At 57.0% G+C, this 22,565-nt stretch carries 26 protein-coding genes, 1 tRNA gene and 1 pseudogene; 16 read left to right on the top strand and 12 right to left on the bottom strand.

Going from position 1 to position 22,565, the window contains the following annotated elements; all coding sequences use genetic code 11:
- The first annotated feature begins 22 nt into the window (after positions 1–22).
- The 4 genes from AKU79_RS13505 to AKU79_RS13490 are packed head-to-tail and all read left to right on the top strand — an operon-like array spanning position 23 to position 2,039.
- Positions 23–448: an HPr kinase/phosphorylase gene (locus tag AKU79_RS13505; RefSeq protein ID WP_050524245.1), complete on the top strand. Its 426-nt coding sequence runs from the start codon at positions 23–25 to the stop codon at positions 446–448.
- A gap of 9 nt (positions 449–457) precedes the next feature.
- Positions 458–1,363 (top strand): RNase adapter RapZ, encoded by a 906-nt coding sequence (gene rapZ / locus AKU79_RS13500; RefSeq protein WP_050524113.1) that lies wholly within the window; start codon positions 458–460, stop codon positions 1,361–1,363.
- A gap of 6 nt (positions 1,364–1,369) precedes the next feature.
- Positions 1,370–1,789: a PTS sugar transporter subunit IIA gene (locus tag AKU79_RS13495; RefSeq protein WP_050524112.1), complete on the top strand. Its 420-nt coding sequence runs from the start codon at positions 1,370–1,372 to the stop codon at positions 1,787–1,789.
- Complete coding sequence (locus AKU79_RS13490) at positions 1,770–2,039, top strand: HPr family phosphocarrier protein (RefSeq protein WP_050524111.1); 270 nt, start codon at positions 1,770–1,772, stop codon at positions 2,037–2,039. Before AKU79_RS13495 ends, AKU79_RS13490 begins: the two co-directional genes overlap by 20 nt.
- 1 nt (position 2,040) lies before the next feature.
- Here the strand turns inward: AKU79_RS13490 and AKU79_RS13485 are convergent, their stop codons facing one another.
- Positions 2,041–2,916, bottom strand: a complete 876-nt coding sequence (locus AKU79_RS13485; RefSeq protein WP_050524110.1) for a 3-hydroxybutyryl-CoA dehydrogenase — start codon at positions 2,914–2,916, stop codon at positions 2,041–2,043.
- Between the two features lie 188 nt (positions 2,917–3,104).
- On the opposite strand from AKU79_RS13485, the gene AKU79_RS13480 reads away from it, so the two are divergent.
- Positions 3,105–3,938 carry a DUF6473 family protein gene (locus AKU79_RS13480; RefSeq protein WP_050524109.1) on the top strand — a complete coding sequence of 278 codons (834 nt, stop codon included), beginning with the start codon at positions 3,105–3,107 and terminating at the stop codon, positions 3,936–3,938.
- A gap of 50 nt (positions 3,939–3,988) precedes the next feature.
- Here the strand turns inward: AKU79_RS13480 and AKU79_RS13475 are convergent, their stop codons facing one another.
- From AKU79_RS13475 to AKU79_RS13450, 6 genes are all read right to left on the bottom strand, one after another.
- Positions 3,989–4,915, bottom strand: a complete 927-nt coding sequence (locus AKU79_RS13475; protein ID WP_050524108.1) for an electron transfer flavoprotein subunit alpha/FixB family protein — start codon at positions 4,913–4,915, stop codon at positions 3,989–3,991.
- Positions 4,915–5,676 carry an electron transfer flavoprotein subunit beta/FixA family protein gene (locus tag AKU79_RS13470; protein WP_050524107.1) on the bottom strand — a complete coding sequence of 254 codons (762 nt, stop codon included), beginning with the start codon at positions 5,674–5,676 and terminating at the stop codon, positions 4,915–4,917. The genes AKU79_RS13475 and AKU79_RS13470 overlap by 1 nt, the downstream gene beginning before the upstream one ends.
- Before the next feature lie 171 nt (positions 5,677–5,847).
- Positions 5,848–6,420, bottom strand: coding sequence for a cob(I)yrinic acid a,c-diamide adenosyltransferase (locus AKU79_RS13465; RefSeq protein WP_050524106.1), 573 nt, complete (start codon positions 6,418–6,420; stop codon positions 5,848–5,850).
- The gene (locus tag AKU79_RS13460) at positions 6,420–6,629 is read right to left on the bottom strand and encodes a twin transmembrane helix small protein (protein WP_050524244.1); all 210 of its coding nucleotides are present in this window, start codon (positions 6,627–6,629) and stop codon (positions 6,420–6,422) included. The genes AKU79_RS13465 and AKU79_RS13460 overlap by 1 nt, the downstream gene beginning before the upstream one ends.
- A gap of 66 nt (positions 6,630–6,695) precedes the next feature.
- Entirely contained in the window at positions 6,696–7,532 is an 837-nt protein-coding gene (locus tag AKU79_RS13455; RefSeq protein WP_050524105.1) for an SDR family NAD(P)-dependent oxidoreductase, read from the bottom strand.
- 52 nt (positions 7,533–7,584) lie between these two features.
- Positions 7,585–8,148, bottom strand: a complete 564-nt coding sequence (locus AKU79_RS13450; RefSeq protein ID WP_050524104.1) for an SH3 domain-containing protein — start codon at positions 8,146–8,148, stop codon at positions 7,585–7,587.
- Between the two features lie 186 nt (positions 8,149–8,334).
- Between AKU79_RS13450 and parC the strand changes: the two genes are divergently transcribed.
- Complete coding sequence (gene parC, locus AKU79_RS13445) at positions 8,335–10,638, top strand: DNA topoisomerase IV subunit A (RefSeq protein WP_050524243.1); 2,304 nt, start codon at positions 8,335–8,337, stop codon at positions 10,636–10,638.
- 106 nt (positions 10,639–10,744) lie between these two features.
- Here the strand turns inward: parC and AKU79_RS13440 are convergent, their stop codons facing one another.
- The 4 genes from AKU79_RS13440 to AKU79_RS13425 all read right to left on the bottom strand — a co-directional run bounded on the left by AKU79_RS13440 (position 10,745) and on the right by AKU79_RS13425 (position 14,949).
- Positions 10,745–11,404: a Fe2+-dependent dioxygenase gene (locus AKU79_RS13440; RefSeq protein ID WP_050524103.1), complete on the bottom strand. Its 660-nt coding sequence runs from the start codon at positions 11,402–11,404 to the stop codon at positions 10,745–10,747.
- A 1-nt stretch (position 11,405) separates the two neighbouring features.
- The gene (locus AKU79_RS13435; protein WP_050524102.1) at positions 11,406–12,218 is read right to left on the bottom strand and encodes a hypothetical protein; all 813 of its coding nucleotides are present in this window, start codon (positions 12,216–12,218) and stop codon (positions 11,406–11,408) included.
- A gap of 122 nt (positions 12,219–12,340) precedes the next feature.
- Positions 12,341–13,231 (bottom strand): formyltetrahydrofolate deformylase, encoded by an 891-nt coding sequence (gene purU, locus AKU79_RS13430; RefSeq protein WP_050524101.1) that lies wholly within the window; start codon positions 13,229–13,231, stop codon positions 12,341–12,343.
- 323 nt (positions 13,232–13,554) lie between these two features.
- Positions 13,555–14,949 (bottom strand): cytochrome P450, encoded by a 1,395-nt coding sequence (locus AKU79_RS13425; RefSeq protein ID WP_050524242.1) that lies wholly within the window; start codon positions 14,947–14,949, stop codon positions 13,555–13,557.
- Positions 14,950–15,078: 129 nt separating this feature from the next.
- Between AKU79_RS13425 and AKU79_RS13420 the strand changes: the two genes are divergently transcribed.
- The 4 genes and pseudogenes from AKU79_RS13420 (at position 15,079) to AKU79_RS13405 (ending at position 17,986) form a co-directional block, all read left to right on the top strand.
- Entirely contained in the window at positions 15,079–15,648 is a 570-nt protein-coding gene (locus AKU79_RS13420; protein WP_231580189.1) for a hypothetical protein, read from the top strand.
- Between the two features lie 89 nt (positions 15,649–15,737).
- Positions 15,738–16,911, top strand: a pseudogene (gene tuf / locus AKU79_RS13415) (elongation factor Tu).
- 271 nt (positions 16,912–17,182) lie between these two features.
- The gene (locus AKU79_RS13410; RefSeq protein ID WP_050524100.1) at positions 17,183–17,836 is read left to right on the top strand and encodes a CatB-related O-acetyltransferase; all 654 of its coding nucleotides are present in this window, start codon (positions 17,183–17,185) and stop codon (positions 17,834–17,836) included.
- Between the two features lie 74 nt (positions 17,837–17,910).
- Positions 17,911–17,986, top strand: a tRNA-Trp gene (locus AKU79_RS13405).
- 128 nt (positions 17,987–18,114) lie between these two features.
- Here AKU79_RS13405 and AKU79_RS13400 read toward each other — a convergent pair.
- Positions 18,115–18,840, bottom strand: a complete 726-nt coding sequence (locus tag AKU79_RS13400) for a ribonuclease activity regulator RraA (protein WP_050524099.1) — start codon at positions 18,838–18,840, stop codon at positions 18,115–18,117.
- 211 nt (positions 18,841–19,051) lie between these two features.
- Here AKU79_RS13400 and secE point away from each other — a divergent pair, with 211 nt between their 5' ends.
- From secE to rplL, 6 genes are all read left to right on the top strand, one after another.
- Positions 19,052–19,249, top strand: a complete 198-nt coding sequence (gene secE / locus AKU79_RS13395) for a preprotein translocase subunit SecE (RefSeq protein ID WP_050524240.1) — start codon at positions 19,052–19,054, stop codon at positions 19,247–19,249.
- 191 nt (positions 19,250–19,440) lie between these two features.
- Positions 19,441–19,974, top strand: coding sequence for a transcription termination/antitermination protein NusG (gene nusG / locus AKU79_RS13390; RefSeq protein WP_050524098.1), 534 nt, complete (start codon positions 19,441–19,443; stop codon positions 19,972–19,974).
- A 91-nt stretch (positions 19,975–20,065) separates the two neighbouring features.
- Positions 20,066–20,518 (top strand): 50S ribosomal protein L11, encoded by a 453-nt coding sequence (gene rplK / locus AKU79_RS13385; RefSeq protein WP_050524097.1) that lies wholly within the window; start codon positions 20,066–20,068, stop codon positions 20,516–20,518.
- A 3-nt stretch (positions 20,519–20,521) separates the two neighbouring features.
- On the top strand, positions 20,522–21,220 hold the full coding sequence (rplA, locus tag AKU79_RS13380) for a 50S ribosomal protein L1 (RefSeq protein ID WP_050524096.1): 699 nt from the start codon (positions 20,522–20,524) through the stop codon (positions 21,218–21,220).
- Positions 21,221–21,527: 307 nt separating this feature from the next.
- Entirely contained in the window at positions 21,528–22,043 is a 516-nt protein-coding gene (rplJ, locus tag AKU79_RS13375; RefSeq protein WP_050524095.1) for a 50S ribosomal protein L10, read from the top strand.
- 69 nt (positions 22,044–22,112) lie between these two features.
- Positions 22,113–22,487, top strand: a complete 375-nt coding sequence (gene rplL, locus AKU79_RS13370; RefSeq protein WP_050524094.1) for a 50S ribosomal protein L7/L12 — start codon at positions 22,113–22,115, stop codon at positions 22,485–22,487.
- The last annotated feature ends 78 nt before the right edge of the window (positions 22,488–22,565 follow it).

Raw genomic sequence — 22,565 nt, 5'->3', positions numbered from 1 at the left:
CCCAAACTTGGCAGAGGCGGCGATGACTGTTCCGCCGCAAACTGTCCACGCCACCTGTGTTGCGCTTGATGGGCGCGGGGTGCTAATTCTTGGACCGTCAGGGGCTGGAAAATCGGCGCTGGCGCTGGAACTTATGGCCTATGGTGCCGTTCTGGTGGCCGATGACCAAGCGCATCTTGCACGGCAGGGGCGGGACGTGATCGCAAGCTGCCCCCCCGAAATCGCTGGCAAGATCGAGGCGCGCGGCATTGGCATTCTGGCGGCCACGTCACAGCCTTTCGCACCCGTCGCCCTGATCGTCGATCTTGGCCAGACGGAAACCGACCGGCTGCCGCCAAAACGGCAAGTTGATCTGCTGGGGGTGCCGATTGACCTTGTATTCGGCTCCACATCCCGCCACTTTCCATTCGGTATACTACAATACCTGCGCGCAAAACGGGTGGACTGACAGATAGACATGACGAATGCCAATCAGATATTCGAGCATCGGGTGGTACTGGTAACCGGCCCGTCTGGGGCGGGGCGCAGCACTGCGATCAACGCGCTCGAAGATATGGGGTATGAGGTAATCGACAACATCCCCTTGTCGCTGGTGCCGCGCCTGATCGAAGGCGACAATCTGGGCCGCCCGATTGCCTTGGGCCTTGATGCGCGCAATCGGGATTTCAACGCCACGGCTTTGATCGAGCTGATCGACGGCCTTACCGTCAACCCGCATATCTCGCTGAACGTGATCTACCTTGATTGCGCCGAGGATGAGCTGATCCGACGCTTTTCACAAACCCGCCGCAGGCATCCTTTGGCCCCTGATGGCACGCCCATCATCGGCATCGCGCGTGAGGTGGACCTGCTGGCGCCGATCAAAGTGCGGGCGGATCACCTGATCGAGACGACCGAAATGTCGCCGCATGACCTGCGCGCCGAAATCGCACAGTGGTTTGGAACGGCGCAAGACGCGAAACTTGCGGTCTCGCTGCAGTCTTTTTCCTACAAACGCGGCGTGCCGCGCGGGATTGATATGGTTTTTGATTGCCGCTTTTTGCGCAACCCGCATTGGGATGCCGCATTGCGCAGTTTAGACGGCCGCGACGCGGCAGTGGTTGACTATATCGCCGCCGACCCGCGTTTTGACGAATTTCTTGCCAAGGTCACGGATCTGATTCTGTTTCTGCTGCCTGCACAGCTGGATGAGGGGAAAACCCATCTCGCGATCGGCTTTGGGTGTACCGGAGGGCAACACCGTTCAGTTGCCGTTACGGAACTTATTGCGCGCCGGCTTGCAGAGGTTGGTTGGCTGGTGGCAAAACGACATCGGGAAATGGAACGTAAGGCGGCTGTGCTGCCCACAAACGGGGCTGGGTGATCTAGGGTGATCGGAATTGTCATAGTGGCCCATGGGGGGCTGGCGCGCGAATATCTTGCGGCGGTTGAACATGTCGTCGGCAAGCAACAAGACATGATCGCCGTGGCGATTGAAGAAGATCATGATCGCGCCGCCAAACAAACCGAGATTTGCGATGCCGCCGACAAGGTTGATACCGGCGGCGGCGTTGTCGTCGTCACCGATATGTTTGGTGGTTCGCCCTCGAATCTGTCGCTTATGGCCTGTTGCGGGCGCAATCGCCGCATTCTGTTTGGTGCCAATCTTCCGCTGTTGATAAAGCTTGCCAAATCGCGGCAGCTGGCCGTCGAAGACGCCGTGACCTTGGCATTGGATGCCGGTCGAAAATATATAAATTGCTTTGATTTGGGCGATGGGGAAAATGGATATGACCGAACGACGCCTTAAAATCATCAACGAAAAGGGGCTTCACGCCCGCGCCTCGGCCAAGTTCGTCGAGGTGGCCGAGGCGTTCGACGCCACCGCAGAGGTCTCGAAAGACGGGATGTCCGTATCCGGCGATTCGATCATGGGGTTGCTGATGCTTGGCGCCGCGCGCGGGTCCGAAATTTCGGTGAAAACCTCGGGCGCGCAAGCGGCAGATTTGCTCGATGCTTTGGACCAGCTGGTTCAAAACCTCTTTGGCGAAGACTTCTGATCTACCGCGTCGGAACCGGCGTCTCGCCACGATAATCATAAAAACCGCGCTGGGTTTTGCGGCCCAGCCAACCCGCCTCGACATATTTGGTCAGCAAGGGGCAAGGGCGATATTTCGTATCGGCCAGCCCGTCATGCAGCACGTTCATGATCGCCAGGCAGGTATCAAGCCCGATAAAATCGGCCAGTTCCAGCGGTCCCATCGGGTGGTTTGCGCCCAGTTTTAACGATTCGTCGATAGATTTGACCGAGCCGACGCCTTCATACAGCGTATAAACCGCCTCATTGATCATTGGCATCAAGATGCGGTTCACGATAAAGGCCGGAAAATCCTCGGCACTGGCGGCAGTTTTTCCCAGCTTTTCCACCACAGCAAGCAGCGTGTCATAGGTTGCGCGGTCGGTCGCAATGCCGCGGATCAATTCCACCAGCTGCATCACCGGCACCGGGTTCATAAAGTGAAATCCCATGAATTTTTCGGGCCGGTCGGTGCGGCTTGCCAGACGCGTGATCGAAATAGACGATGTATTGGACGTCAGAATCGTATGCGGCTTCAGATGCGGCAGCAGATCGTCGAAAATCGCTTGTTTCACCGTCTCGCGCTCGGTCGCAGCCTCGATAATCAGATCCAGGGGCCCCAGATCGGCCAGTTTCAGCGTGGTCTTTATCCGCCCCATCGCCGCTGCCTTATCCGCAGCCGAGGTTTTGCCCTTGGTCACCTGCCGTTCGATGTTGCGATCAATCAGCGCCACGGCCTTATCCAGACTGACCTGGCTGATGTCGGTCATCAGCACGTCATAGCCTGCCAGCGCAAAGACATGTGCGATCCCGTTGCCCATTTGGCCCGCCCCGACGATCCCCACCGACTTGATTTCCATGCGTCTGCTCTCCTGCATCTGAGTTGGCGAAACCATATGCCTGCACTGGGGTTAGGCGCAAGGCCAAGCACTGATTTCTGGCAGATTCCCGAGTCTGCTTAGAATTTGTGGCAAATGCCGAACTTAGCGGATTCGTAAGATCTCTCGGGCACTCTCGATCTTGGGTGTTAAAAAATTGGGTGGGTGAAATGACCTATGCTTATTCGGGCGAGGGGTCGATCGACTATTCTCCGTGCCATTATGGCGCGTCAAAACTGATGTTTCGGGGGCCCAGACAGGGGCTTGCGAGGCCGTATATAGCTGCCATTGGCGGCACCGAAACCTATGGCAAGTTTGTGCCATCCCCGTTTCCAAAGGTGCTGGAAGAGATCGGGGGCAGGGGCGTGGTGAACTTTGGCCTTATGAATGCCGGGCCAGACGTGTTTTTAAACGCGCCCGAGGTGTTGGAAATCGCATCAAGGGCCGTGCTGACGGTGGTGCAGGTGGTCGGTGCCCAAAACCTGTCGAATGGCTTTTACACGGTTCATCCGCGCCGGAATGACCGGTTTCTACGCGCCAGCCCAAGGCTGCAAAACCTGTATCAAGAGGTGGATTTTACCGAATTTCATTTTACGCGCCATATGCTGCAAAGCCTGTTTCAGGCCTCACCCCATCGGTTCGTATTGGTGGCGGCCGAGTTGCAAAAAACCTGGCTGCAGCGTATGGCGCTTTTGCTGCAAGCGATCAAATCGCCGACGCTGCTGCTGTGGATGGGCGATGCGGCGCCCCCGCCAGCGCCGCTGGCAAACTCGCCCTATGACAAACTGCCTCTGGTCAACACTGTCATGATCAACACATTGCGCAGTCAGGCAACGGCCTATCTCGAGGTGGTCGCAAGCCATGATGCCGCGGCAGAAGGCGTGCGAAACATGTCTTTCGGCCCGTTAGAGCGCAGTTGCGCCATCGGTGTACCCGGTCCAATTGCCCATCGTGAGGTGGCGATTGCCATTGCCAACGCGCTGCCGCGATTGTTGGGCGCATAACAAAAAGGGCACCCGGTTGGGGTGCCCTTTCCAAAGCCATCTGCGCGGATTTACAGCTTTTCAACCAGCTCTGGCACTGCCGTAAACAGGTCGGCAACCAGCCCGTAATCGGCAACCTGGAAAATCGGCGCTTCTTCATCCTTGTTGATAGCGACGATCACCTTGGAATCTTTCATCCCTGCAAGGTGTTGAATTGCACCGGAAATACCGATGGCAATGTACAGATCAGGTGCCACAACCTTGCCGGTCTGGCCAACTTGCCAATCGTTTGGCGCAAAGCCGCTGTCAACGGCCGCACGCGATGCACCTACGGCTGCGCCCAGCTTGTCTGCCAGCTTTTCGATCAGCGCGAAATCGGCTTCCGAGCCTACGCCACGGCCACCAGACACAACGATGCCTGCGCTTGTCAGCTCTGGCCGGTCAGATGTTGCAACCTTGTCTTCAACCCAAGACGACAGCGCGCCATTCACGTCTGCCGAAACCTTTTCTACCGAGGCGCTGCCGCCCGCGCTTGCCGCGTCAAATGTCGCGGTGCGGATGGTCATTACCTTGGTTTTGTCGTTCGACTTTACCGTCTGGATCGCGTTGCCCGCGTAAATCGGCCGATCAAACGTGTCGGCATCAACCACTGCCAGCACCTCGGAAATCAGCATGACATCCAACAGGGCCGCCGCGCGCGGCAGAACCGATTTGGAAAATGCGCCCGACGCCGCAACAATGTGGCTGTAATCGCCAGCAAGCGACTGAATCAGCGCCGCTGTCGGTTCAGACATTGCGTGGCAATAAACGTGGTCATCGGCCAGCAAAACCTTTGTCACACCTTGCAGGGTTGCCGCTTCGGCTGCGGCTGCATCGCCGCCCGCGCCCGCAATAAGCACAGTCACAGGGCCAAGTGCCGCAACCGCGGTCAGCGCTTTGGCGGTTTGATCGGTCGCCAAGGCGCCATCGATCACTTCACCCAAAAGAAGAACAGCCATCAGAGAACCCCCGCTTCGTCTTTAAGTTTGGCAATCAGTTCATCGACCGAGGCCACTTTGATACCGGCTTTGCGGCCCGCAGGTTCTACGGTTTTCACGACGGTCAGACGGGGCGTTACGTCGACGCCGTAATCCGCTGCTGTCTTTTCTTCCAAAGGTTTTTTCTTTGCTTTCATGATGTTAGGCAAAGACGCATAGCGCGGTTCGTTCAAGCGCAGATCGACTGTCACTACCGTTGGCATTGCCACGTTGATCGTTTGCAGACCGCCGTCAACCTCGCGCGTTACCACGGCTTTGTCGCCTTCGATTGCCAGCTCCGAGGCGAATGTCGCCTGCGACCAACCCAGCAACGCAGCCAGCATCTGGCCCGTGGCGTTCATATCATTGTCAATCGCTTGCTTCCCGCACAGCACCAGACCCGGCGCCTCAGCCTCAACAACCGCTTTCAGCAGTTTGGCCACGGCCAGCGGCTCGATATCATTGTGCACATCTTCGGCGGCCACGATCAGAATCGCGCGGTCAGCGCCCATCGCCAGCGCGGTACGCAATGTTTCTTGCGCCTGCTTTACGCCGATGGAAACAACGATGATTTCTTCAACCGTCCCTGCTTCTTTCAAACGGATAGCCTGTTCAACGGCAATCTCGTCAAACGGGTTCATCGACATTTTGACATTGGCAAGATCAACACCGCTGCCATCCGCTTTTACACGGACTTTCACGTTATAGTCGATCACACGTTTGACAGGCACAAGAACCTTCATTAGCGCGGACTCCTTGGTTGGGTGGGGGCGACTGGCCCCGTAAACTTACCTCGTTTTGATATAATCTTGCGCAGGGGAAAAATAGGCCAAAATCGTCATGTTAGCGACAACAGACGCCGCGTTTTTTCAATAGCTGCGAAAACCCGCTGCTATTTGTCGCGGCGCAGCAATTTATCGCGTCAGCCCCGGCACCCAAAGCACGTCGTCTTTGCCACCATTATTGGCAATCCGGCCTGCCACGAAAAACCAATCCGACAGCCGGTTCAGGTATTTCACCGCAGCCGGGTTCACATCTTCAACGCCAGCCAGCTCTACCGTCATACGCTCGGCGCGTCGGCAGACTGTCCGGCACAGGTGCAATTGCGCGGCCAGCGCGGTGCCACCTGGCAGAATAAAGCTGCGTAATGTGGTCAGATCGGCGTTCATCGCGTCAATCTCGGCCTCCAGCCGATCAACCTGCGCGTCAATGATCCGCAATCTGGGGTATTCGGCAGTCGCATCATTTTCGCGGTCAGGCGTGCACAGATCGGCGCCCAGATCGAACATGTCATTCGATACCCGCGCCAAGGCCGCATCCATATCGCCGGTGCTGTGCAGCCGCGCCAACCCGATCGTCGCGTTGGTTTCATCTACCGTACCGTAGGCCGCCACACGAAGGCTGTGCTTGGCCACCCGGTCGCCGTTGCCCAGTGCCGTTTGGCCCTTATCGCCGGTGCGGGTATAGATTTTTGACAAAACAACCATCACTGCACCCCGGATTTACGCAGCCAGACAAACAGCACAATCAGCGCGACCGCCAACCCTTGCGCATAGATACGGTAGCGCATCAGCTTGTTCGACCGTTTCGCAGAACCCTCGCCACCTTTGCCAAACGTGCCGATTCCCAGCATCAGGATGACAAGCACAACAAGGCACGCAATCGCGGCGATGATAAAAAGCGGATCGTTCAGCATGGCAATTTCCCCTTTGGTTCCTAGCGCATCTAAGCGCGCGCGGCCGAAAAGCAAAGCAAAAGACGCCTAGGCGCGTTTTCCACCTGCCAGCAGCCGGTCCAGCGCCCAAACCGGCAAAATCCGTCGCGCGATTCCCATGATATGCGTTGGCACCGTCACATAATAGCGTGCTTTTGGTCGCGGGCTTTCCAGCGCATGGATCAGCTTGTCGGTCACCGCACTGGCGGGCAGTTCAAACCTGTCCGGTCCCGTGCTGTTTTCAAACCGCGCCAGCACCTCGGTATATTCCGCGCGGCGGGGGGATGTTTCCCATTTGACCCAGCGCTTGAACTGAATGGCCGAGTTGTCGCGGAATTTCGTCGTAATCGGCCCCGGCTCAATCAGAATCGGGTAAATCCCCGTGCCGCGCAGCTCCAGCCGCAGCACATCGGTAATCCCTTCCAGCGCAAATTTTGTCGCCACATAGGCCGTGCGCCAGCGATACCCGACCATCCCCAAGATTGAAGAGTTGTTGACGATTCGCCCATGCCCCTGCGCCCGCATGATCGGTAAAACTCGGCAGGTTAGGTCGTGATAGCCAATCAGATTGGTTTCCAGAATCGCCCGGAACCCGTCGCGCGGCAGGTCCTCATAGGCACAGGGAATCGCAAAGGCGCCATTGTTGAACAGCGCATCCAGCGTGCCACCCGTCCGCGCCACCACTTCGGCCACAGCACTTTCAAGGCTGCTTACATCGTCATAATCCAGCCGGAAACTTTCCAGCCCCTCATCACGCAACCGCGCGCAGTCGGCCTCGGCCCGACAGGTGGCAAACACCCGCCAACCGCGCGCCTTTAACGTCCGCGCGGCATCAAGCCCGATGCCCGAAGAGCAACCAGTGATAAGAATGGATTTTGCAGTCATACTATGGGTCTTTCTAAATTCCCCACAGCCTTAGCGGCAATTCAAGCGTGGTTCAATTGCCGCCCGGATCGGTTTGCGACAACAGGCGCGCGGCGATAAACCCTTCCAGCCCGTCGCCTTCAATCGCGATCCGCACCCAGCCGTCCACTTCGGGCGCAATGACCGACACAGCCTCGGCACGCACCAAACGGCCCACAACCTCGTAATCCGTTGACGGCCCCTGCCGCACATTTACCGAACGACTGTTCACATACATGATCGGCGCAGCCTCGGGTACAACTGCCTCGGGCACCACAGTCTCGGGCGGGGCCACTGCTTGGGTAATGGCGATCTGTTTCGGCTCGCTCAGCACAAATTCGCCTGCAATTGTCGATGTCGCCCTCGCAGGTTTTTGCACCTTTGCCGGCGTAAAGCTGATCAAGGCCAGATTGGCCGTTGGCGCTGGCTTAACCGGTATTGCTTTAACAGGCGCCACTTTGGCCTCGCGCACTACGGGCCGTTCCACAGGGTTTTGCGCAACGCCGATCAAACCTTGCCGTGACTGGCCTCTGTCTTCGCCCCCGATCAACAAGGTTACAAACATACCGGCAGCCAAAAGCGATAAAAGCTTGAACATAATACCCCCCACACGCGTTCTTAAAATTGCAGATGTAACAACAAACCCAATAATAGAACTATGCCACTTTTTCTTATGGGAAAATACGGCAAACTTCCCCTAACGTCGAAATTCGTTAACGGCACAGGCCCGCGCCCCAGCTTTTTTCCGCTAGACCGTAGCACGCGGCACGATTACATAACCCCCATGACAAAATCCTCCGATGACCCAGATTTCACGCCGATGACCACGTCGGAACCGCTGCGCCGTGCTATTGGCGAACGGTATTTGACCTATGCGCTGTCCACGATCATGCACCGCGCCTTGCCCGATGCACGTGACGGTTTGAAACCCGTTCACCGCCGCATTCTTTACGCGATGCGAGAGTTGAAGCTGACCCCAACTGGTGGCTTCCGCAAATCGGCCAAGATTTCGGGCGATGTCATGGGCAACTATCACCCGCATGGCGACATGGCGATTTATGATGCGATGGCCCGCTTGGCGCAGGATTTCAACGTCCGCTATCCGCTGGTCGAAGGCCAAGGCAACTTTGGCAACATCGACGGCGATAACCCTGCGGCCAGTCGTTATACCGAGGCGCGGCTGACCGCGATTGCCGAAAAGCTGATGGAGGGGTTAACCGAAAACGCGGTTGATTATCGCCCCAACTATGACGGCACGCTCGAAGAACCCGTCGTCATGCCTGCCGCCTTTCCGCATTTGCTGGCCAATGGCTCGTCGGGCATTGCCGTGGGTATGGCGACGAATATTCCGCCGCATAACCTGCATGAATTGATCGACGCCTGTCAGGCAATGATCAAAGACCCCGAAATTGACGATAACGCGCTGGTTGAATTTGTACCCGGTCCCGATTTCCCGACAGGCGGGATAATCGTTGAACCCCGTGCCAATATCCTTGACGCGTACCGCACCGGTCGCGGCTCTTTCCGCCTGCGCGCAAGGTGGGAGATTGAGGATCTGGGCCGTGGTCAGTGGCAAATCGTTGTCACCGAAATCCCCTATCAGGTGCAGAAATCCAAGCTGATCGAAAAGCTGGCCGAGCTGATCTTCACCAAGAAAATCCCGATTTTCGGTGATGTGCGCGACGAATCTGCCGATGATATCCGCCTGATTATCGAACCGAAAACCCGCAGCGTAGATCCTGAAATGCTGATGGGGATGCTGTTCAAGAACTCCGATCTCGAACTGCGCTTCAGCCTGAACATGAACACGCTGATCGACGGCCGCACCCCCAAAGTGTGCAGCCTGAAAGAAGTGTTGCGCGCGTTTCTCGACCATCGCCGCAACGTGCTGTTGCGCCGCAGCCAGCACCGCATGGATAAAATCGACCACCGGTTAGAGGTGCTCGAAGGCTTTATCACCGCCTTCCTTAACCTCGACCGCGTGATTGACATCATCCGCTATGATGCCGATCCGAAACGCGCGTTGATGTCAGAAGACTGGGGCATCAAACACCCCCGCGCGATGTCGGAAAAAGACTACGTCTCGCCACCGGTCGCCGAGGGCGAGCTGACCGAGGTGCAGACCGAAGCCATCCTCAACATGCGTCTGCGCAGCTTGCGCAAGCTTGAGGAAATGGAACTGATCGCCGAACGCGATGCGCTGATGAAAGAGCGTGCCGACCTCGAGGATCTGTTGGCAAACCCGCGCTTGCAATGGGTGCGCATCAGCGCCGACTTGAAAGACGTGCAGAAAACCTTTGGTCATTCCTGGGCCAAAGGCACCCGCCGCACCACCTTTGCCGAGGCAGGCGAGGTCGAGGAAGTGCCCTATGACGCGATGATCGAGCGCGAGCCGATCACCGTGATCTGTTCCAAAATGGGCTGGATCCGCGCGATGAAAGGCCATGCCGCGCTGGACGCTGAAACCAAGTTCAAAGACGGCGACGAAGGCCGCTTCATGTTCCACGCCGAAACCACCGACCGCATCATTCTGGTCGGCAGCAACGGCCGGTTCTACACCCTTTTGGGCGCCAACCTTCCGGGTGGCCGTGGCATGGGCGAACCCGTGCGCCTGATGGTCGATCTGCCGAACGAGGCGGAAATCGCTGACCTCATCATCCACAAACCGGGCATCAAACTGCTTGTCGCCTCGACCGATGGCGATGGCTTCATCTGCCCGTCGGATGAGGTGGTCGCCCAAACCCGCGCCGGCAAACAAGTGCTCACCCTGCGCGGTGACGCCAAAACCGCGGTCTGCAAACCCATCACCGGCGATCATGTCGCCGTGGTCGGTGAAAACCGCAAAGTGTTGGTTTTTGCACTGGATGAGCTGCCCGAAATGGCCAAAGGCAAAGGCGTAAGGTTGCAAAAGTACAAGGATGGCGGGTTGTCAGACGCCACCACCTTTACCCTGACCGAGGGTCTTAGCTGGAAAGACCCGGCCGGCCGCACCCGCGTTGAAACCGATCTGGCGGATTGGCTGGCCAAACGCGCCGCCGCAGGCCGCATGGCCCCACGCGGCTTTCCACGCGACAATAAATTCAACTGACCGGCGCGCTTTTCCCCAATTGAGGCGCGCCCATCATCTTGGCTAAAATACCTGCGGGGGGTGCGGGGGGCTGGCGAAGCCCCCCGTCCATCATTTCCACCAGAAATCAGGCCTCGGCCCACATCCGCAACAGGTTTGACCGCGTCTTGCACAGCGTATCAAACAGCGCCGACTTGCCCGCACTGGCATGCAGCTCGGCAATAGATCTGTCCAAATCGAACAAAATCTCGCGTTTTTCGGCGGCTCTGATGCGGCTTTGCACCCATCCTACAACAACCAACCTTTCGCCAGCGGTCACAGGCTCTACCCGGTGCAAACTCGTCGAGGGGTAGAGGAACACCGACCCCGCTGACAGCTTCACCGCCCGCGCCTCCAGACTATCCTCGATAATCAGTGCGCCGCCGTCATAGGTTTCGGGGGGCGACAAAAACAGCGTGAACGAAATATCCGTCCGCACGCCGCCCATCAGCGCATCATCGACATGCAGGCCATAGGTCTGCCCCGCCCGATAGCGCGACAAAATCAGCGGCGTCATCGCCTTGGGCCGTGCCGCTGCGGCGAACAACGGGTTGGCCTGCAACGCCTGCGATACCATGTTCAGCACGGCATCACGTTCGGGGCTGGCGGCGGCTTGGTCATTGGCTTTCACCTCACGCGCAAACCGCCCCGCCGTTTTGGCGCCATCTTCAAAGGTCAATCCCGCCGCTTCGTCGCGCAGCACCGCCACCGTCGCAGGGTCGATCAACCCTTCAATCGCCAGAAACATCTTAACGCACCTGCGAGGCGATCAGCTCTACCCGCGCTGCCACGCCCATCAAGATCGCAGGGTCATTGGCTGTGAACGTACCGTCTACCATGCCGAACGCTTCGGCGGCAGGCTCCATCGCGGCCAAGGCGCGGCCGACCAAGGCATCCAGCTTGGCATCTCCGCCGACTTGCCCGACCATTGCACGGGCGACATCAACAAAGGCCTGCGCCTCGTTATAGGCCATAATATCGGTCACGGCGCCGGCCTCGATGCTGCCCGAATACTCGGCTGCTGCGGCCTTGAGCACGGCGACGGCCACCGTAAAACGCTCCCTCGCATCAGGGGCTTCGGCATTGACGGCACCTGCTACCGCTGCCTGAAACGCGACCAACGCCGCCTCTACCTCGGTTACCGGTGCGCCGCTTTCCATCACTTCCGAAAACACCTGCATGGCGGGGGTGAAATCTTCTTGCCCATGCGCCGCAAGGCTTTGGCGCACTTCGGCCATCATCTCGGCCTCGGGGTGATATGAAAGGCCAATCGCCTCATCTGTCAGGCCCTTTGCATATAGGGCATCAGCTGCGATCAGATGTCCTTCAACAATTGCCAAACGCACCAGATAGGCGGTTTCGGGGGCAACACTTGCAACGGCACCCGCTTCGCCACCTTCGCCGCCTTCGGCTTGGGCCAGCCAAACCGTCTGATCTTGCGGCATCACAGGCGGCGCCATCCGTGCCTCGGCCAGACCCGCCCCCAAACTGGCGCCAACAGCGGTCGAGGCCAGCAAAAGCCCGGTCCATTTACGGGGGGAAACGGTGCGGATCTTGGTCATGGCGTCCTCATTCAATTGGTTTGTGCAGCCGAATTAACGGCCGACTGCACAAACGTCAATTTAAACTTAGTAAATTAATCGGGAAATGGCGGTGCCCAAAAGCGACCGCCCAAAGCCGATTGTCAGCCCATGCGTTCCGACGCATAAGACCCCGGCGATGCGGGGAAAACCACCGTCTTATTGCCGTTCAAAAACACGCGGCGGTGAATATGCGCATGGATCGCGCGTGCCAGAACCTGGCTTTCCACATCGCGGCCCAGCGACACATAATCATCCGGCGATTGCGCATGTGTCACGCGCACGATGTCCTGTTCGATAATCGGGCCTTCATCCAGATCGGCCGTAACATAATGCGATGTCGCCCCGATCAGCTTTACCCCGCGCTGGAACGCCTGCTTATAGGGGTTTGCGCCCTTAAAGCTTGGCAGGAAAGAGTGGTGAATGTTGATAATCCGCCCCGACATTTTCTGGCACATCTCGTCCGACAAAATCTGCATATAGCGCGCCAACACGATCAAATCCGCACCTGCGTCTTCGACCACTGCCATAATCCGCGCCTCGGCATCGGGTTTGTTGGCAGGGGTTACTTTGATGCAGTGGAACGGGATGTCATAGTTTACGACAACCTTTTGATAATCCATATGGTTTGAAATCACGCCCACAATATCGATCGGCAAGGCCCCGATGCGCCAGCGATACAGCAAGTCGTTCAGGCAATGGCCAAAGCGCGACACCATGATGATCACTTTCATCTTTTGGGTCTCGTCATGGAATTCGTAGGCCATACCGAATTTCTGCGCCGTCGGCGTAAAGCCATCGGTGATCTTGTTCAGATCAACCGCGCCCTCGTCATCAGCCTCAAAGCTGACCCGCATAAAGAAATTACCGGTTTCCTTGTCATCGAACTGCGAGCTGTCGGTGATGTTGCAGGCATTATCGGCCAGATAGTTGGCGATTGCAGCAACGATCCCGCGGGTCGAATTGCAGGTAACGGTTAGGGCGTATTTGCGCATATTGGGTCCTGTCAGAAAGCTGGGTGGGTGGCGTTAGGGATGTCTTTCGCAGGCTATTTGGCCTGTCAAGCCGTGCATCCCCCCCTTGTGGCGGCTTTGTCGGCCCTCGGATGCATTGAAAACGACGAGTCGTTTCCGATAATGCACATTTTCCCGATTCCGCCCCAAATCAGGCCACAAGTCCGGGCTGTACATCCGGCACAAAAGGTCGGGTTCCACACCGTTGCCAGTGGTGCAGTGTGCCGGTTAATTTTCAGTTAACTGAAATGGCAAAGCTGTTTTATTACAATGGGTTGTCAATATGTCCGCGCGCGGTCAGGCCTCTAAACCGCATCCACATTCAGCCACACGCCCCCCTCGGGCCGCAGGGTCAAAATCATCACCGGTTTCGGCTCTTTTCCTTTGACCAGAGAAAACCGGTGCCGCGCCAATAAAGTCGCCAGAATAATCACCGCCTCTTGCAGCGCAAAATTCGCGCCGATACACACCCTCGGCCCGTCACCAAAAGGAAGATAGGAAAACCTTTCAATTGCCTTGGGGTCGGCAAATCTGGACGGGTCGAACTGATCTGGGTTTTTCCACAGCATATGATGGCGATGCAGGGCATAGATTGGCAAAACCACGGTATCACCGGCCTTTATATCCCGCCCACAGAGCGTGTCCGAAACCTGCGCCGTGCGCGATAAAAACGCCGCAGGCGGGTACATTCGCAGCGCCTCGTCAATGATCTGCCGGCTAAGCGAAAGGCCCGCAATATCGGCCTGCGTGGCCGCCCTGTCGCCCAAAACTGCCCGCGCCTCTGCCCGCGCTGCCGCCTGAATCTCTTGATCGAAGGCGCATAAATACAGCGCCCAAGACAGCGTCAATGCCGTCGTTTCATGCCCCGCAACGATAAAGGTCAGCAGGTTGTCCCGCAGCTCGGCTGTGGTCATTTTCTGCCCGGTTTTGGGGTCTTCGCCTTCCAACAGCAAATCCAGCAGATCCGGCACTGCGCGCCGCCCATCCTTGCGCCGGCTTTTAATCGCCTCGTCTGCGATCCGCTTCATTTCCCGCATCGCGCCGCCCGCCATCATCCGCCCCGGGCGCGGTACCCAGCCGGGCACGCCCAGCAAATCCAGAACCGAGACTTTGGCAGCATGGGAAATATAGTCTTCAATCGCCCGCTGGACCGCGCCGCGATCAAACCCCTCACCGCCCGAAAACGTCACGTCCGAGATCACCTCGAACGTTGCCGCGACCATTTCGGTGAACATATCTGTTGCCCGCCCATGGGCTGCCGCGATCCGTGTGCTGGCCCTTTCTGCCGCCGCCGTCATAACCGGCGCCAGAGCCGCCACATTGCGGTGGCTGAAAACCGATGCCACTGTCCGCCGTTGCCACAACCATGCGGCCCCTTCGGCAACAAACATGCTGTCGCCTATCGCCTGCTCAAGGATCAGCTTGGTGACGGTCGATTTCGGGTAGTCCTCGACCCGATCCCGCAGCACGCGTTTCAAGGCCTCCGGATCCATAACCATATGCCAGCGCTTGCCTGTCCGCCCTGAAACCATGGGTTGCCGCGTCGCGATGTCGGGGATCAGCTCCAGCACATTCTTTTGACCCGCCCGCGCCGAGGCAAGGATACCCATCGGCGTGTGGTGAAGCGGAACCCGTGCCGGAGTTCTTGCTGGCAGGCCGTCGGGTTTGGCTTTCTGGGGCTCGGCTTCGAAGGTTGGCATCATGGACCCACTCTTTTCGTATCAATTATGATAACTATAGGTCGCTTTGCCTCTATTGAAAGGCGGGAAGGTTGCGCAGGCCCGTGGCAACGGCTATTCCTTGGGGGTTGTTTGTCAAAGGAATGCCGCATGATCATCGCCCGCCTTTCTGCCCTGATACTGGTCACCGGCTTGCTTTCGGCTTGCGCGGGCCAAAGTGTTGTTGAACCGCCCGTCGAGCTTGGCAATTTCAAGATGGGCCTGAACATCGTTGTGGCAGATAACCCGCAAAAGGTGCCAATCTCGCGCGAGGCAAAGCCGCAGGATCTGGATGATAGCTTGACCAAGGCGCTGCAGGCCCGCTTGGGGCGTTATGATGGCGACAAGTTTTACAACCTCGGCGTCTCGGTTGATGCCTATGCGCTTGCCCCTCCGGGTATTCCGTTGGTGTTGTCGCCCAAGTCGGCGTTGGTTGTTACGGCCACAGTTTGGGACGATGCGGCTGGAACCAAACTGAACGAAAAGGGGGAGCAATTCACCGTTTTCGAGGGTATTGACGGCGATACATTGATTGGTTCTGGCCTGACGCGTACACCGCAGCAGCAGATGGACAAGCTTAGCTTTAACGCCGCCAAGCGCATCGAACTTTGGCTTTCCGACCATCCGGAATGGTTTGGTTTGCCACCAAAGCCGAAACCCGTCGTGCAATCCACAAAGTGACCTTGATTTTATGGTCTGAAATGGCTATCTCGCTGCCGATGTAAAACGGGGCCCGCTTGGGGCCCCCCCAAAGTTTGAGGCATTCCGCGATGGCTAAGGCAAAGTTTGAACGTAACAAACCGCACGTAAACATCGGCACGATTGGTCACGTTGACCACGGCAAGACGACGTTGACAGCTGCGATCACGAAGTATTTTGGCGAATTCCGCGCGTATGACCAAATTGACGGCGCGCCGGAAGAGAAAGCCCGCGGGATCACGATTTCGACCGCCCACGTTGAGTATGAGACAGCGACCCGTCACTACGCACACGTCGACTGCCCCGGCCACGCTGACTATGTGAAAAACATGATCACCGGTGCGGCACAGATGGACGGCGCGATTCTGGTTGTGAACGCAGCTGACGGCCCGATGCCCCAAACCCGCGAGCACATCTTGTTGGGTCGCCAGGTTGGTATTCCGTTCATGGTTGTTTACATGAACAAGGTTGACCAGGTTGACGACGAAGAGCTGCTGGAACTGGTGGAAATGGAAATCCGCGAGCTTCTGTCTTCGTATGACTACCCCGGCGACGATATTCCGATCATCCGCGGTTCGGCTTTGCACGCGATGAACGGCACGCAGCCAGAAATCGGCGAAGAGTCGATCAAGGCGCTGATGGCAGCTGTTGACGAATATATCCCGACCCCGGCACGTGCTGTTGACCAGCCGTTCCTGATGCCGGTTGAAGACGTGTTCTCGATTTCGGGCCGTGGTACTGTTGCGACCGGTCGTATTGAACGTGGCGTGATCAAAGTTGGTGAAGAAATGGAAATCGTCGGCATCCGCGCGACGAAGAAAACCGTTTGACCGGCGTTGAAATGTTCCGCAAGCTGCTTGACCAGGGTGAAGCAGGCGACAACGTTGGCTGTTGCTGCGCGGTGTTGACCGTGAAGGCATCGAGCGCGGTCAGATTCTGTGCAAGCCTGGTTCGGTTAAGCCGCACACCAAGTTTGAAGCAGAAGCCTATATTCTGACCAAAGAAGAAGGTGGCCGTCACACGCCATTCTTTGCGAACTACCGTCCACAGTTCTACTTCCGCACGACCGACGTGACGGGCACCGTAGAGCTGCCGGAAGGCACCGAAATGGTGATGCCGGGCGACAACCTGAAGTTCAACGTTGAACTGATCGCCCCAATCGCTATGGAAGAAAAACTGCGCTTCGCCATCCGTGAAGGCGGCCGTACGGTAGGGGCGGGGGTTGTGTCAAAAATCATCGCTTGATGATTTTGGCCAACTTAGGCGCCGTTGGCGTAGTTTCGAAAATTGCCGCTTAATTATAGCGCTAGTTTTTGCAGAAGAATCGGGGCGCGCAAGGGAAACCTTGCGCGCCTTTGTTATGTGCGCAAAAATAACAGGACGGTGGTGTCCCTTGGCCTAGGATTTGACACCGAGCCTATGGCAGAGAAAGCCTGTCATTGGCCGCCAAGTGCGGGGGGGCGGAGCGGCATGTCCTGCGCGGCTGATTTGTTCAACCAGTGAAAGGATGTCCTGAATGCCTGCTTTTCTGAACGCTGCCAGTCGGCATCCGATGCGCTTTGCTGATGGCCGCGAAAACCCTTGCATGGTGCATTTGGCGCAAGTGATGGACCACCCGAATATTGTGGTGGGTGATTTTACCTATGCCAATGATTTTGATCCGCCGAGTGATTGGGCAGCGCGGCTTGCGCCCTATACCTATGCGGGTGCCCCGGAAAAGCTGAGGATCGGGCGGTTTTGTCAGATTGCACATGGCGCGCGATTTATTACGGCTTCGGCCAACCATGCGATGGACGGCTTTTCGACTTATCCGTTTCCCATATTTGACCCGAGCAAACTGGAACTTTTCAAAGACAGCTTTAGCGACCTGCCGGATACAGAGATCGGCCACGATTGCTGGATCGGGCATGGTGCGCTGATTCTACCAGGGACAAAGCTGGGCAATGGGGTGATTGTGGGGGCAGGGGCAGTGGTTGCGGGCGATGTGCCGGATTTTACCATTGTCGCGGGCAACCCAGCGCGCGCGCTGCGCAAGAGGTTTTCGGAGCCGACAATCGCGCAATTACAACAAATTGCGTGGTGGAACTGGCCCTTGGAACGTATCGAGGCGGCTTTGCCTGCTTTGATGGCTGCTGATTTGATCCAACTTGCGAAAATTGCGCAAGAATAGCGGGACATTGCAGGAATTGTCTGTATGCCCTCTTGATTCCGCCAAAGCTTTGGCCTATCCCCCGCTTCAGGCATAGGAGTTTAGCTCAGTTGGTAGAGCATCGGTCTCCAAAACCGAGGGTCGTGGGTTCGAGTCCCCCAACTCCTGCCAGCCTTTACCAATAATTCGTCCGTCTTTTCCATGAACCGGCCCGCCGTCGGTTTGTTGTGGTGCTTTGGCTTGCCTGTCTAAATAGCGCGGCCTGAGTTCGTTTTGTATTTGAATACTTGCTTTTGTGGTCAGCGATTGTGTTTGATGCGCCAGGCCGCAAACTCCTGCAGATTGGCCTCTTGGGTGGCGGGGTACAGGCCGATGATGGATGCGCCTGCCTTGACTTTGCTTAGAACAAAATCCTCATAGGCGGTCATTTCTACGGCTTCGACAGATACCTCATCTGCCAGATGGGCGGGAATAACGATAACGCTGTCATCATCCCCTACCAGAATATCGCCGGGAAAGACCGGTGCATCGCCACAACCGATGGGCACATTGATGTCGATTGCCTCATGCAGGGTCAGGTTTGTCGGGCTGGCCGGCCGTTGGTGATAGGCGGGCATTTCAAGTTCGGCTATGCGCATCGCATCGCGAAAGCCGCCGTCGGTTACAACGCCAGCGGCGCCACGCACCATCAGGCGGCTGATCAGAATATCACCTGCCGAGGCAGCATTGGCGCATTTCCGGCTGTCGATGACCATCACATGACCGGGGGGGCAGGTTTCAACTGCTTGGCGTTGTGGGTGGTCGGGGTTGCGAAACTCTTGCAGTTGATTGCGATCTTCGCGGGCAGGCATATAGCGCAGAGTGAAGGCTGGGCCAACCATGTTGCGACCTTTGCATGAAACCGGACGCACATCCTGGATCACCTGATTGCGCAGGCCACGCCTGTAAAGTGCCGTCGCGAGCGTTGCGACCGAAACCGTTTCAAGGCGTGTTTTGGTTTCGGGCGATAGCGTCTGCGCGGTCATCAGATATTCCTTGTGATTTCAACGGCTGATCCGCCGTACTTTGTGCAGAATACAACGAATACGCAATCAAGACAGCGCCTTTCGACGCGGTTTTGATTTTGTCTTGGGTGCAAAGCTGGCATGGCGGCGGCGGGGGGCTGTGCTACGGGCTTGAAACTCGCCACATAAAGCGCTATTTGCGCATAACACAGCGAATAGTCAGGACGTAATGATGGCAAAGGCCAACCCTCTTCAGTTCATCCAACAAGTGCGGAGCGAGATCGCAAAAGTTGTTTGGCCAACCCGTCGCGAAGTGGTTTTGACCACGATCATGGTGTTCATCATGGCCGCGCTGACCGCGACGTTCTTTTCGCTGATCGATCTGACGATCCGCACCGGGCTGAGCGCGGTGATTAACAGCTTTGGCTGAAAACAGCTTGATTTGGCCTTAGCCTCTTGAAATTAGGGGGCTGGGGCTGTATTTGGTCGGTCAATCAGGAACAAAAACGCGCGGCGATTCGGTCCGCGCGTTGTTTTTTGTTCTAGTCGGGGTGGAATAATCTGCCCGAAAGTTAAAGAATTTCCGGGGCTTAGGCTTTGGACAAGATAGGTGAAGCAGGCATGGCGAAGCGTTGGTATTCGGTAAGCGTTCTCTCAAACTTTGAGAAGAAGATTGCCGAGCAAATCAGAACGTCTGTTCTTGAAGCCGGTCTTGAAGATGAGATCGAAGAGGTTCTCGTTCCGACAGAAGAAGTGCTTGAAGTGCGTCGCGGCAAGAAAGTGACGTCAGAGCGCCGTTTCATGCCGGGCTATGTTCTGGTGCGGATGGAGATGACCAATAAAGGGTATCACCTGATTTCGTCGATCAACCGCGTCACGGGGTTCCTTGGGGCGCAGGGCAAGCCGATGCCGATGCGCGACGAAGAAGTGAACGCTATTCTGAACCGCGTCGAAGAAGGCGAAGCTGCGCCGCGCAACCTGATCCGCTTTGAAGTGGGTGAGCAGGTCAATGTGACCGATGGGCCGTTCGAAGGCTTTGCCGGTTTGGTTGAGGAAGTTGATGACGAGCATAGCCGCCTGAAGGTGACTGTCTCGATCTTTGGTCGGGCTACCCCGGTCGAATTGGAATTCACGCAGGTTGCGAAAACAGCCTGACGTGGTCTTGTGGGAGGTGGCCCGTGCGCGGGCGCCGAACCACTAAACCTAGCGCCCCGCGGTGGGGTGCGGTGATAAAAGGAGAGGCCACATGGCCAAGAAAGTTATTGGGCAGCTGAAGCTGCAAGTTAAGGCGGGGCAAGCCAACCCATCCCCACCCGTTGGTCCAGCATTGGGTCAGCGCGGCCTGAACATCATGGCGTTCGTAAAAGAATTCAACGCCAAGACTGCTGATCTGGAGCCGGGTACACCGACACCGACGATCATCACTTACTATCAGGACAAGTCGTTCAGCCTTGAAACCAAGACTGCACCTGCTTCGTTCCTGTTGAAGAAAGCTGCTGGTCTGCCGCCTGTTGGCAAGCGTAACCGCGCCAAGGGTTCGGTTAAGCCGGGCCGCGAAGTTGCAGGCACCGTGACCGTTGCGCAGATCCGCGCGATTGCAGAAGCCAAGATGAAAGATCTGAACGCCGTCGATATCGAAGGTGCGATGCAGATCATTCTGGGTTCGGCCCGCTCTTGCGGTATCGAGGTGAAAGGTTAAGTCATGGCAAAGTTTGGAAAACGGACGCGCGCTGCGCGGGAAGCCTTTGCTGGCAAAGACATGATCTCGGTTGATGATGCTGTTGCGCTGATCAAAGCGAATGCAAAAGCAAAGTTTGACGAGACGCTGGAGATCGCGATGAACTTGGGCGTTGACCCACGTCACGCTGACCAGATGGTTCGTGGCGTTGTGACGCTGCCAAACGGCACAGGCAAGACGGTTCGTGTAGCTGTGTTTGCACGTGGCCCGAAAGCAGACGAAGCGAAAGCTGCTGGTGCGGATATCGTCGGTGCAGAAGACCTTATGGAAGCCATTCAGGGCGGCAAGATCGAATTCGATCGTTGCATCGCGACACCGGACATGATGCCATTGGTTGGTCGTCTGGGCAAAATCCTTGGTCCACGCAACCTGATGCCAAACCCTAAGGTTGGTACAGTTACGATGGACGTGGCTGGTGCTGTCGGCAACGCCAAGGGCGGCGAAGTACAGTTCAAAGTTGAAAAAGCTGGCGTTATCCATGCGGGTATCGGCAAGGCTTCGTTCGACGCGGCTAAACTGGCTGAGAACGTGCGTGCGTTCGTTGACGCCGTGACCAAGGCGCGCCCTGCTGGCGCCAAAGGCACCTATGTTAAGAAAGTTTCGCTTTCTTCAACCATGGGTCCTGGCGTTGCAGTGGATCTGGCGACGACCGCTGCGAAGTAATCGGTTAGCGGTGCGCTGAAGCGCACCCTACGGTTTGCGGGTAGGGTGCGCTTTAGCGCACCACACCTAACGAAATTCCGGACCCTTAGGGGAAAGGATGGCGGGGCCGCCAAACGGCCCTGTCCTGTCCGAGACGGTGGGGGGGCATCTGCCCTTAATCTTCCTGCCTGAGATGGGGATCGAGACAAATTTCCGGGGGCTTCCCTCGGGTGATCTGGCCTCGGGACCCGTAAAAGGACCCGAATGCCCTGTTTTCGGACAGGGCTAATATGAGCCGGGGGGAAACCCCCAAACTTGGAGTGAAACTGTGGATAGAGCACAAAAAGAGAAAGTGGTCGAGGAACTCGGCCAGATCTTTGAAAGCTCTGGCGTCGTAGTGGTTGCACACTACGCCGGGATCACGGTTGCACAGATGCAGGACCTCCGCGCAAAAATGCGTGAAGTTGGTGGTTCTGTACGCGTTGCCAAGAACAAGCTCGCCAAGATCGCCCTTGACGGGAAGCCTTCTGCAAAGATGGCTGACCTGCTTACGGGCATGACCGTGATGGCCTATTCCGAAGACCCTGTCGCAGCTGCGAAGGTCGCGGATGAGTACGCCAAGAAGAACGACAAGTTCGTTATTCTGGGTGGTACAATGGGCGACACGTTGTTGGATCCTGCTGGTGTGAAAGCCGTTGCAGCGATGCCGTCGCGTGAGGAGCTTATTGCTTCGATCGTGTCTTGCATCGGTGCACCTGCATCGAACATCGCCGGGGCCATTGGCGCGCCTGCTTCGAACATCGCCGGCATCTTGTCCACTATCGAGGACAAGGCAGCCGCCTGAGCAATCTAATGATCCGGCGTGGTTGATAATACCGACGTTGGAACCCAACTTTAATGAACGGAACAGAAAATGGCTGATCTGAAAAAACTCGCCGAAGAAATCGTGGGTCTGACCCTTCTTCAGGCACAAGAACTGAAAACCATCCTGAAGGATGAATACGGCATTGAGCCCGCTGCTGGCGGCGCTGTAATGGTTGCTGGCCCTGCTGCGGCAGCTGGCGAAGCTGCTGAAGAGCAGACTGAATTTGATGTTGTTCTGACCGATGCCGGCCCGAACAAAATCAACGTCATCAAAGAAGTACGCGGCATCACCGGTCTTGGCCTGAAAGAAGCCAAAGACTTGGTTGAAGCTGGCGGCAAAGTAAAAGAAGGCGTTTCGAAAGCTGACGCTGAAGGCTTGAAGAAAAAGCTGGAAGAAGCTGGCGCGAAAGTTGAACTGAAGTAATTCGGTTCGGTGCCGCCTGCGGCATCGCCAAAAAATGGGCTGGGTGCGAAGAATTTCGCGCCCAGCCAAATGCGTCTA

It is taken from the genome of Pseudorhodobacter wandonensis (assembly GCF_001202035.1).
Lineage (GTDB): Bacteria > Pseudomonadota > Alphaproteobacteria > Rhodobacterales > Rhodobacteraceae > Pseudorhodobacter > Pseudorhodobacter wandonensis.
This window is presented reverse-complemented; position numbering and strand designations above follow the sequence as displayed.

What these genes read in the sequence shown, in the direction of transcription:
- AKU79_RS13505 (WP_050524245.1), top strand. Translation starts at nt 23, where the DNA reads ATGACTGTTCCGCCGCAAACTGTCCACGCCACCTGTGTTGCGCTTGAT.
- rapZ (WP_050524113.1), top strand. Translation starts at nt 458, where the DNA reads ATGACGAATGCCAATCAGATATTCGAGCATCGGGTGGTACTGGTAACC.
- AKU79_RS13490 (WP_050524111.1), top strand. Translation starts at nt 1,770, where the DNA reads ATGACCGAACGACGCCTTAAAATCATCAACGAAAAGGGGCTTCACGCC.
- AKU79_RS13485 (WP_050524110.1), bottom strand. Translation starts at nt 2,916, where the DNA reads ATGGAAATCAAGTCGGTGGGGATCGTCGGGGCGGGCCAAATGGGCAAC.
- AKU79_RS13480 (WP_050524109.1), top strand. Translation starts at nt 3,105, where the DNA reads ATGACCTATGCTTATTCGGGCGAGGGGTCGATCGACTATTCTCCGTGC.
- AKU79_RS13475 (WP_050524108.1), bottom strand. Translation starts at nt 4,915, where the DNA reads ATGGCTGTTCTTCTTTTGGGTGAAGTGATCGATGGCGCCTTGGCGACC.
- AKU79_RS13470 (WP_050524107.1), bottom strand. Translation starts at nt 5,676, where the DNA reads ATGAAGGTTCTTGTGCCTGTCAAACGTGTGATCGACTATAACGTGAAA.
- AKU79_RS13465 (WP_050524106.1), bottom strand. Translation starts at nt 6,420, where the DNA reads ATGGTTGTTTTGTCAAAAATCTATACCCGCACCGGCGATAAGGGCCAA.
- AKU79_RS13460 (WP_050524244.1), bottom strand. Translation starts at nt 6,629, where the DNA reads ATGCTGAACGATCCGCTTTTTATCATCGCCGCGATTGCGTGCCTTGTT.
- AKU79_RS13455 (WP_050524105.1), bottom strand. Translation starts at nt 7,532, where the DNA reads ATGACTGCAAAATCCATTCTTATCACTGGTTGCTCTTCGGGCATCGGG.
- AKU79_RS13450 (WP_050524104.1), bottom strand. Translation starts at nt 8,148, where the DNA reads ATGTTCAAGCTTTTATCGCTTTTGGCTGCCGGTATGTTTGTAACCTTG.
- parC (WP_050524243.1), top strand. Translation starts at nt 8,335, where the DNA reads ATGACAAAATCCTCCGATGACCCAGATTTCACGCCGATGACCACGTCG.
- AKU79_RS13440 (WP_050524103.1), bottom strand. Translation starts at nt 11,404, where the DNA reads ATGTTTCTGGCGATTGAAGGGTTGATCGACCCTGCGACGGTGGCGGTG.
- AKU79_RS13435 (WP_050524102.1), bottom strand. Translation starts at nt 12,218, where the DNA reads ATGACCAAGATCCGCACCGTTTCCCCCCGTAAATGGACCGGGCTTTTG.
- purU (WP_050524101.1), bottom strand. Translation starts at nt 13,231, where the DNA reads ATGCGCAAATACGCCCTAACCGTTACCTGCAATTCGACCCGCGGGATC.
- AKU79_RS13425 (WP_050524242.1), bottom strand. Translation starts at nt 14,949, where the DNA reads ATGCCAACCTTCGAAGCCGAGCCCCAGAAAGCCAAACCCGACGGCCTG.
- AKU79_RS13420 (WP_231580189.1), top strand. Translation starts at nt 15,079, where the DNA reads ATGATCATCGCCCGCCTTTCTGCCCTGATACTGGTCACCGGCTTGCTT.
- AKU79_RS13410 (WP_050524100.1), top strand. Translation starts at nt 17,183, where the DNA reads ATGCCTGCTTTTCTGAACGCTGCCAGTCGGCATCCGATGCGCTTTGCT.
- AKU79_RS13400 (WP_050524099.1), bottom strand. Translation starts at nt 18,840, where the DNA reads ATGACCGCGCAGACGCTATCGCCCGAAACCAAAACACGCCTTGAAACG.
- secE (WP_050524240.1), top strand. Translation starts at nt 19,052, where the DNA reads ATGGCAAAGGCCAACCCTCTTCAGTTCATCCAACAAGTGCGGAGCGAG.
- nusG (WP_050524098.1), top strand. Translation starts at nt 19,441, where the DNA reads ATGGCGAAGCGTTGGTATTCGGTAAGCGTTCTCTCAAACTTTGAGAAG.
- rplK (WP_050524097.1), top strand. Translation starts at nt 20,066, where the DNA reads ATGGCCAAGAAAGTTATTGGGCAGCTGAAGCTGCAAGTTAAGGCGGGG.
- rplA (WP_050524096.1), top strand. Translation starts at nt 20,522, where the DNA reads ATGGCAAAGTTTGGAAAACGGACGCGCGCTGCGCGGGAAGCCTTTGCT.
- rplL (WP_050524094.1), top strand. Translation starts at nt 22,113, where the DNA reads ATGGCTGATCTGAAAAAACTCGCCGAAGAAATCGTGGGTCTGACCCTT.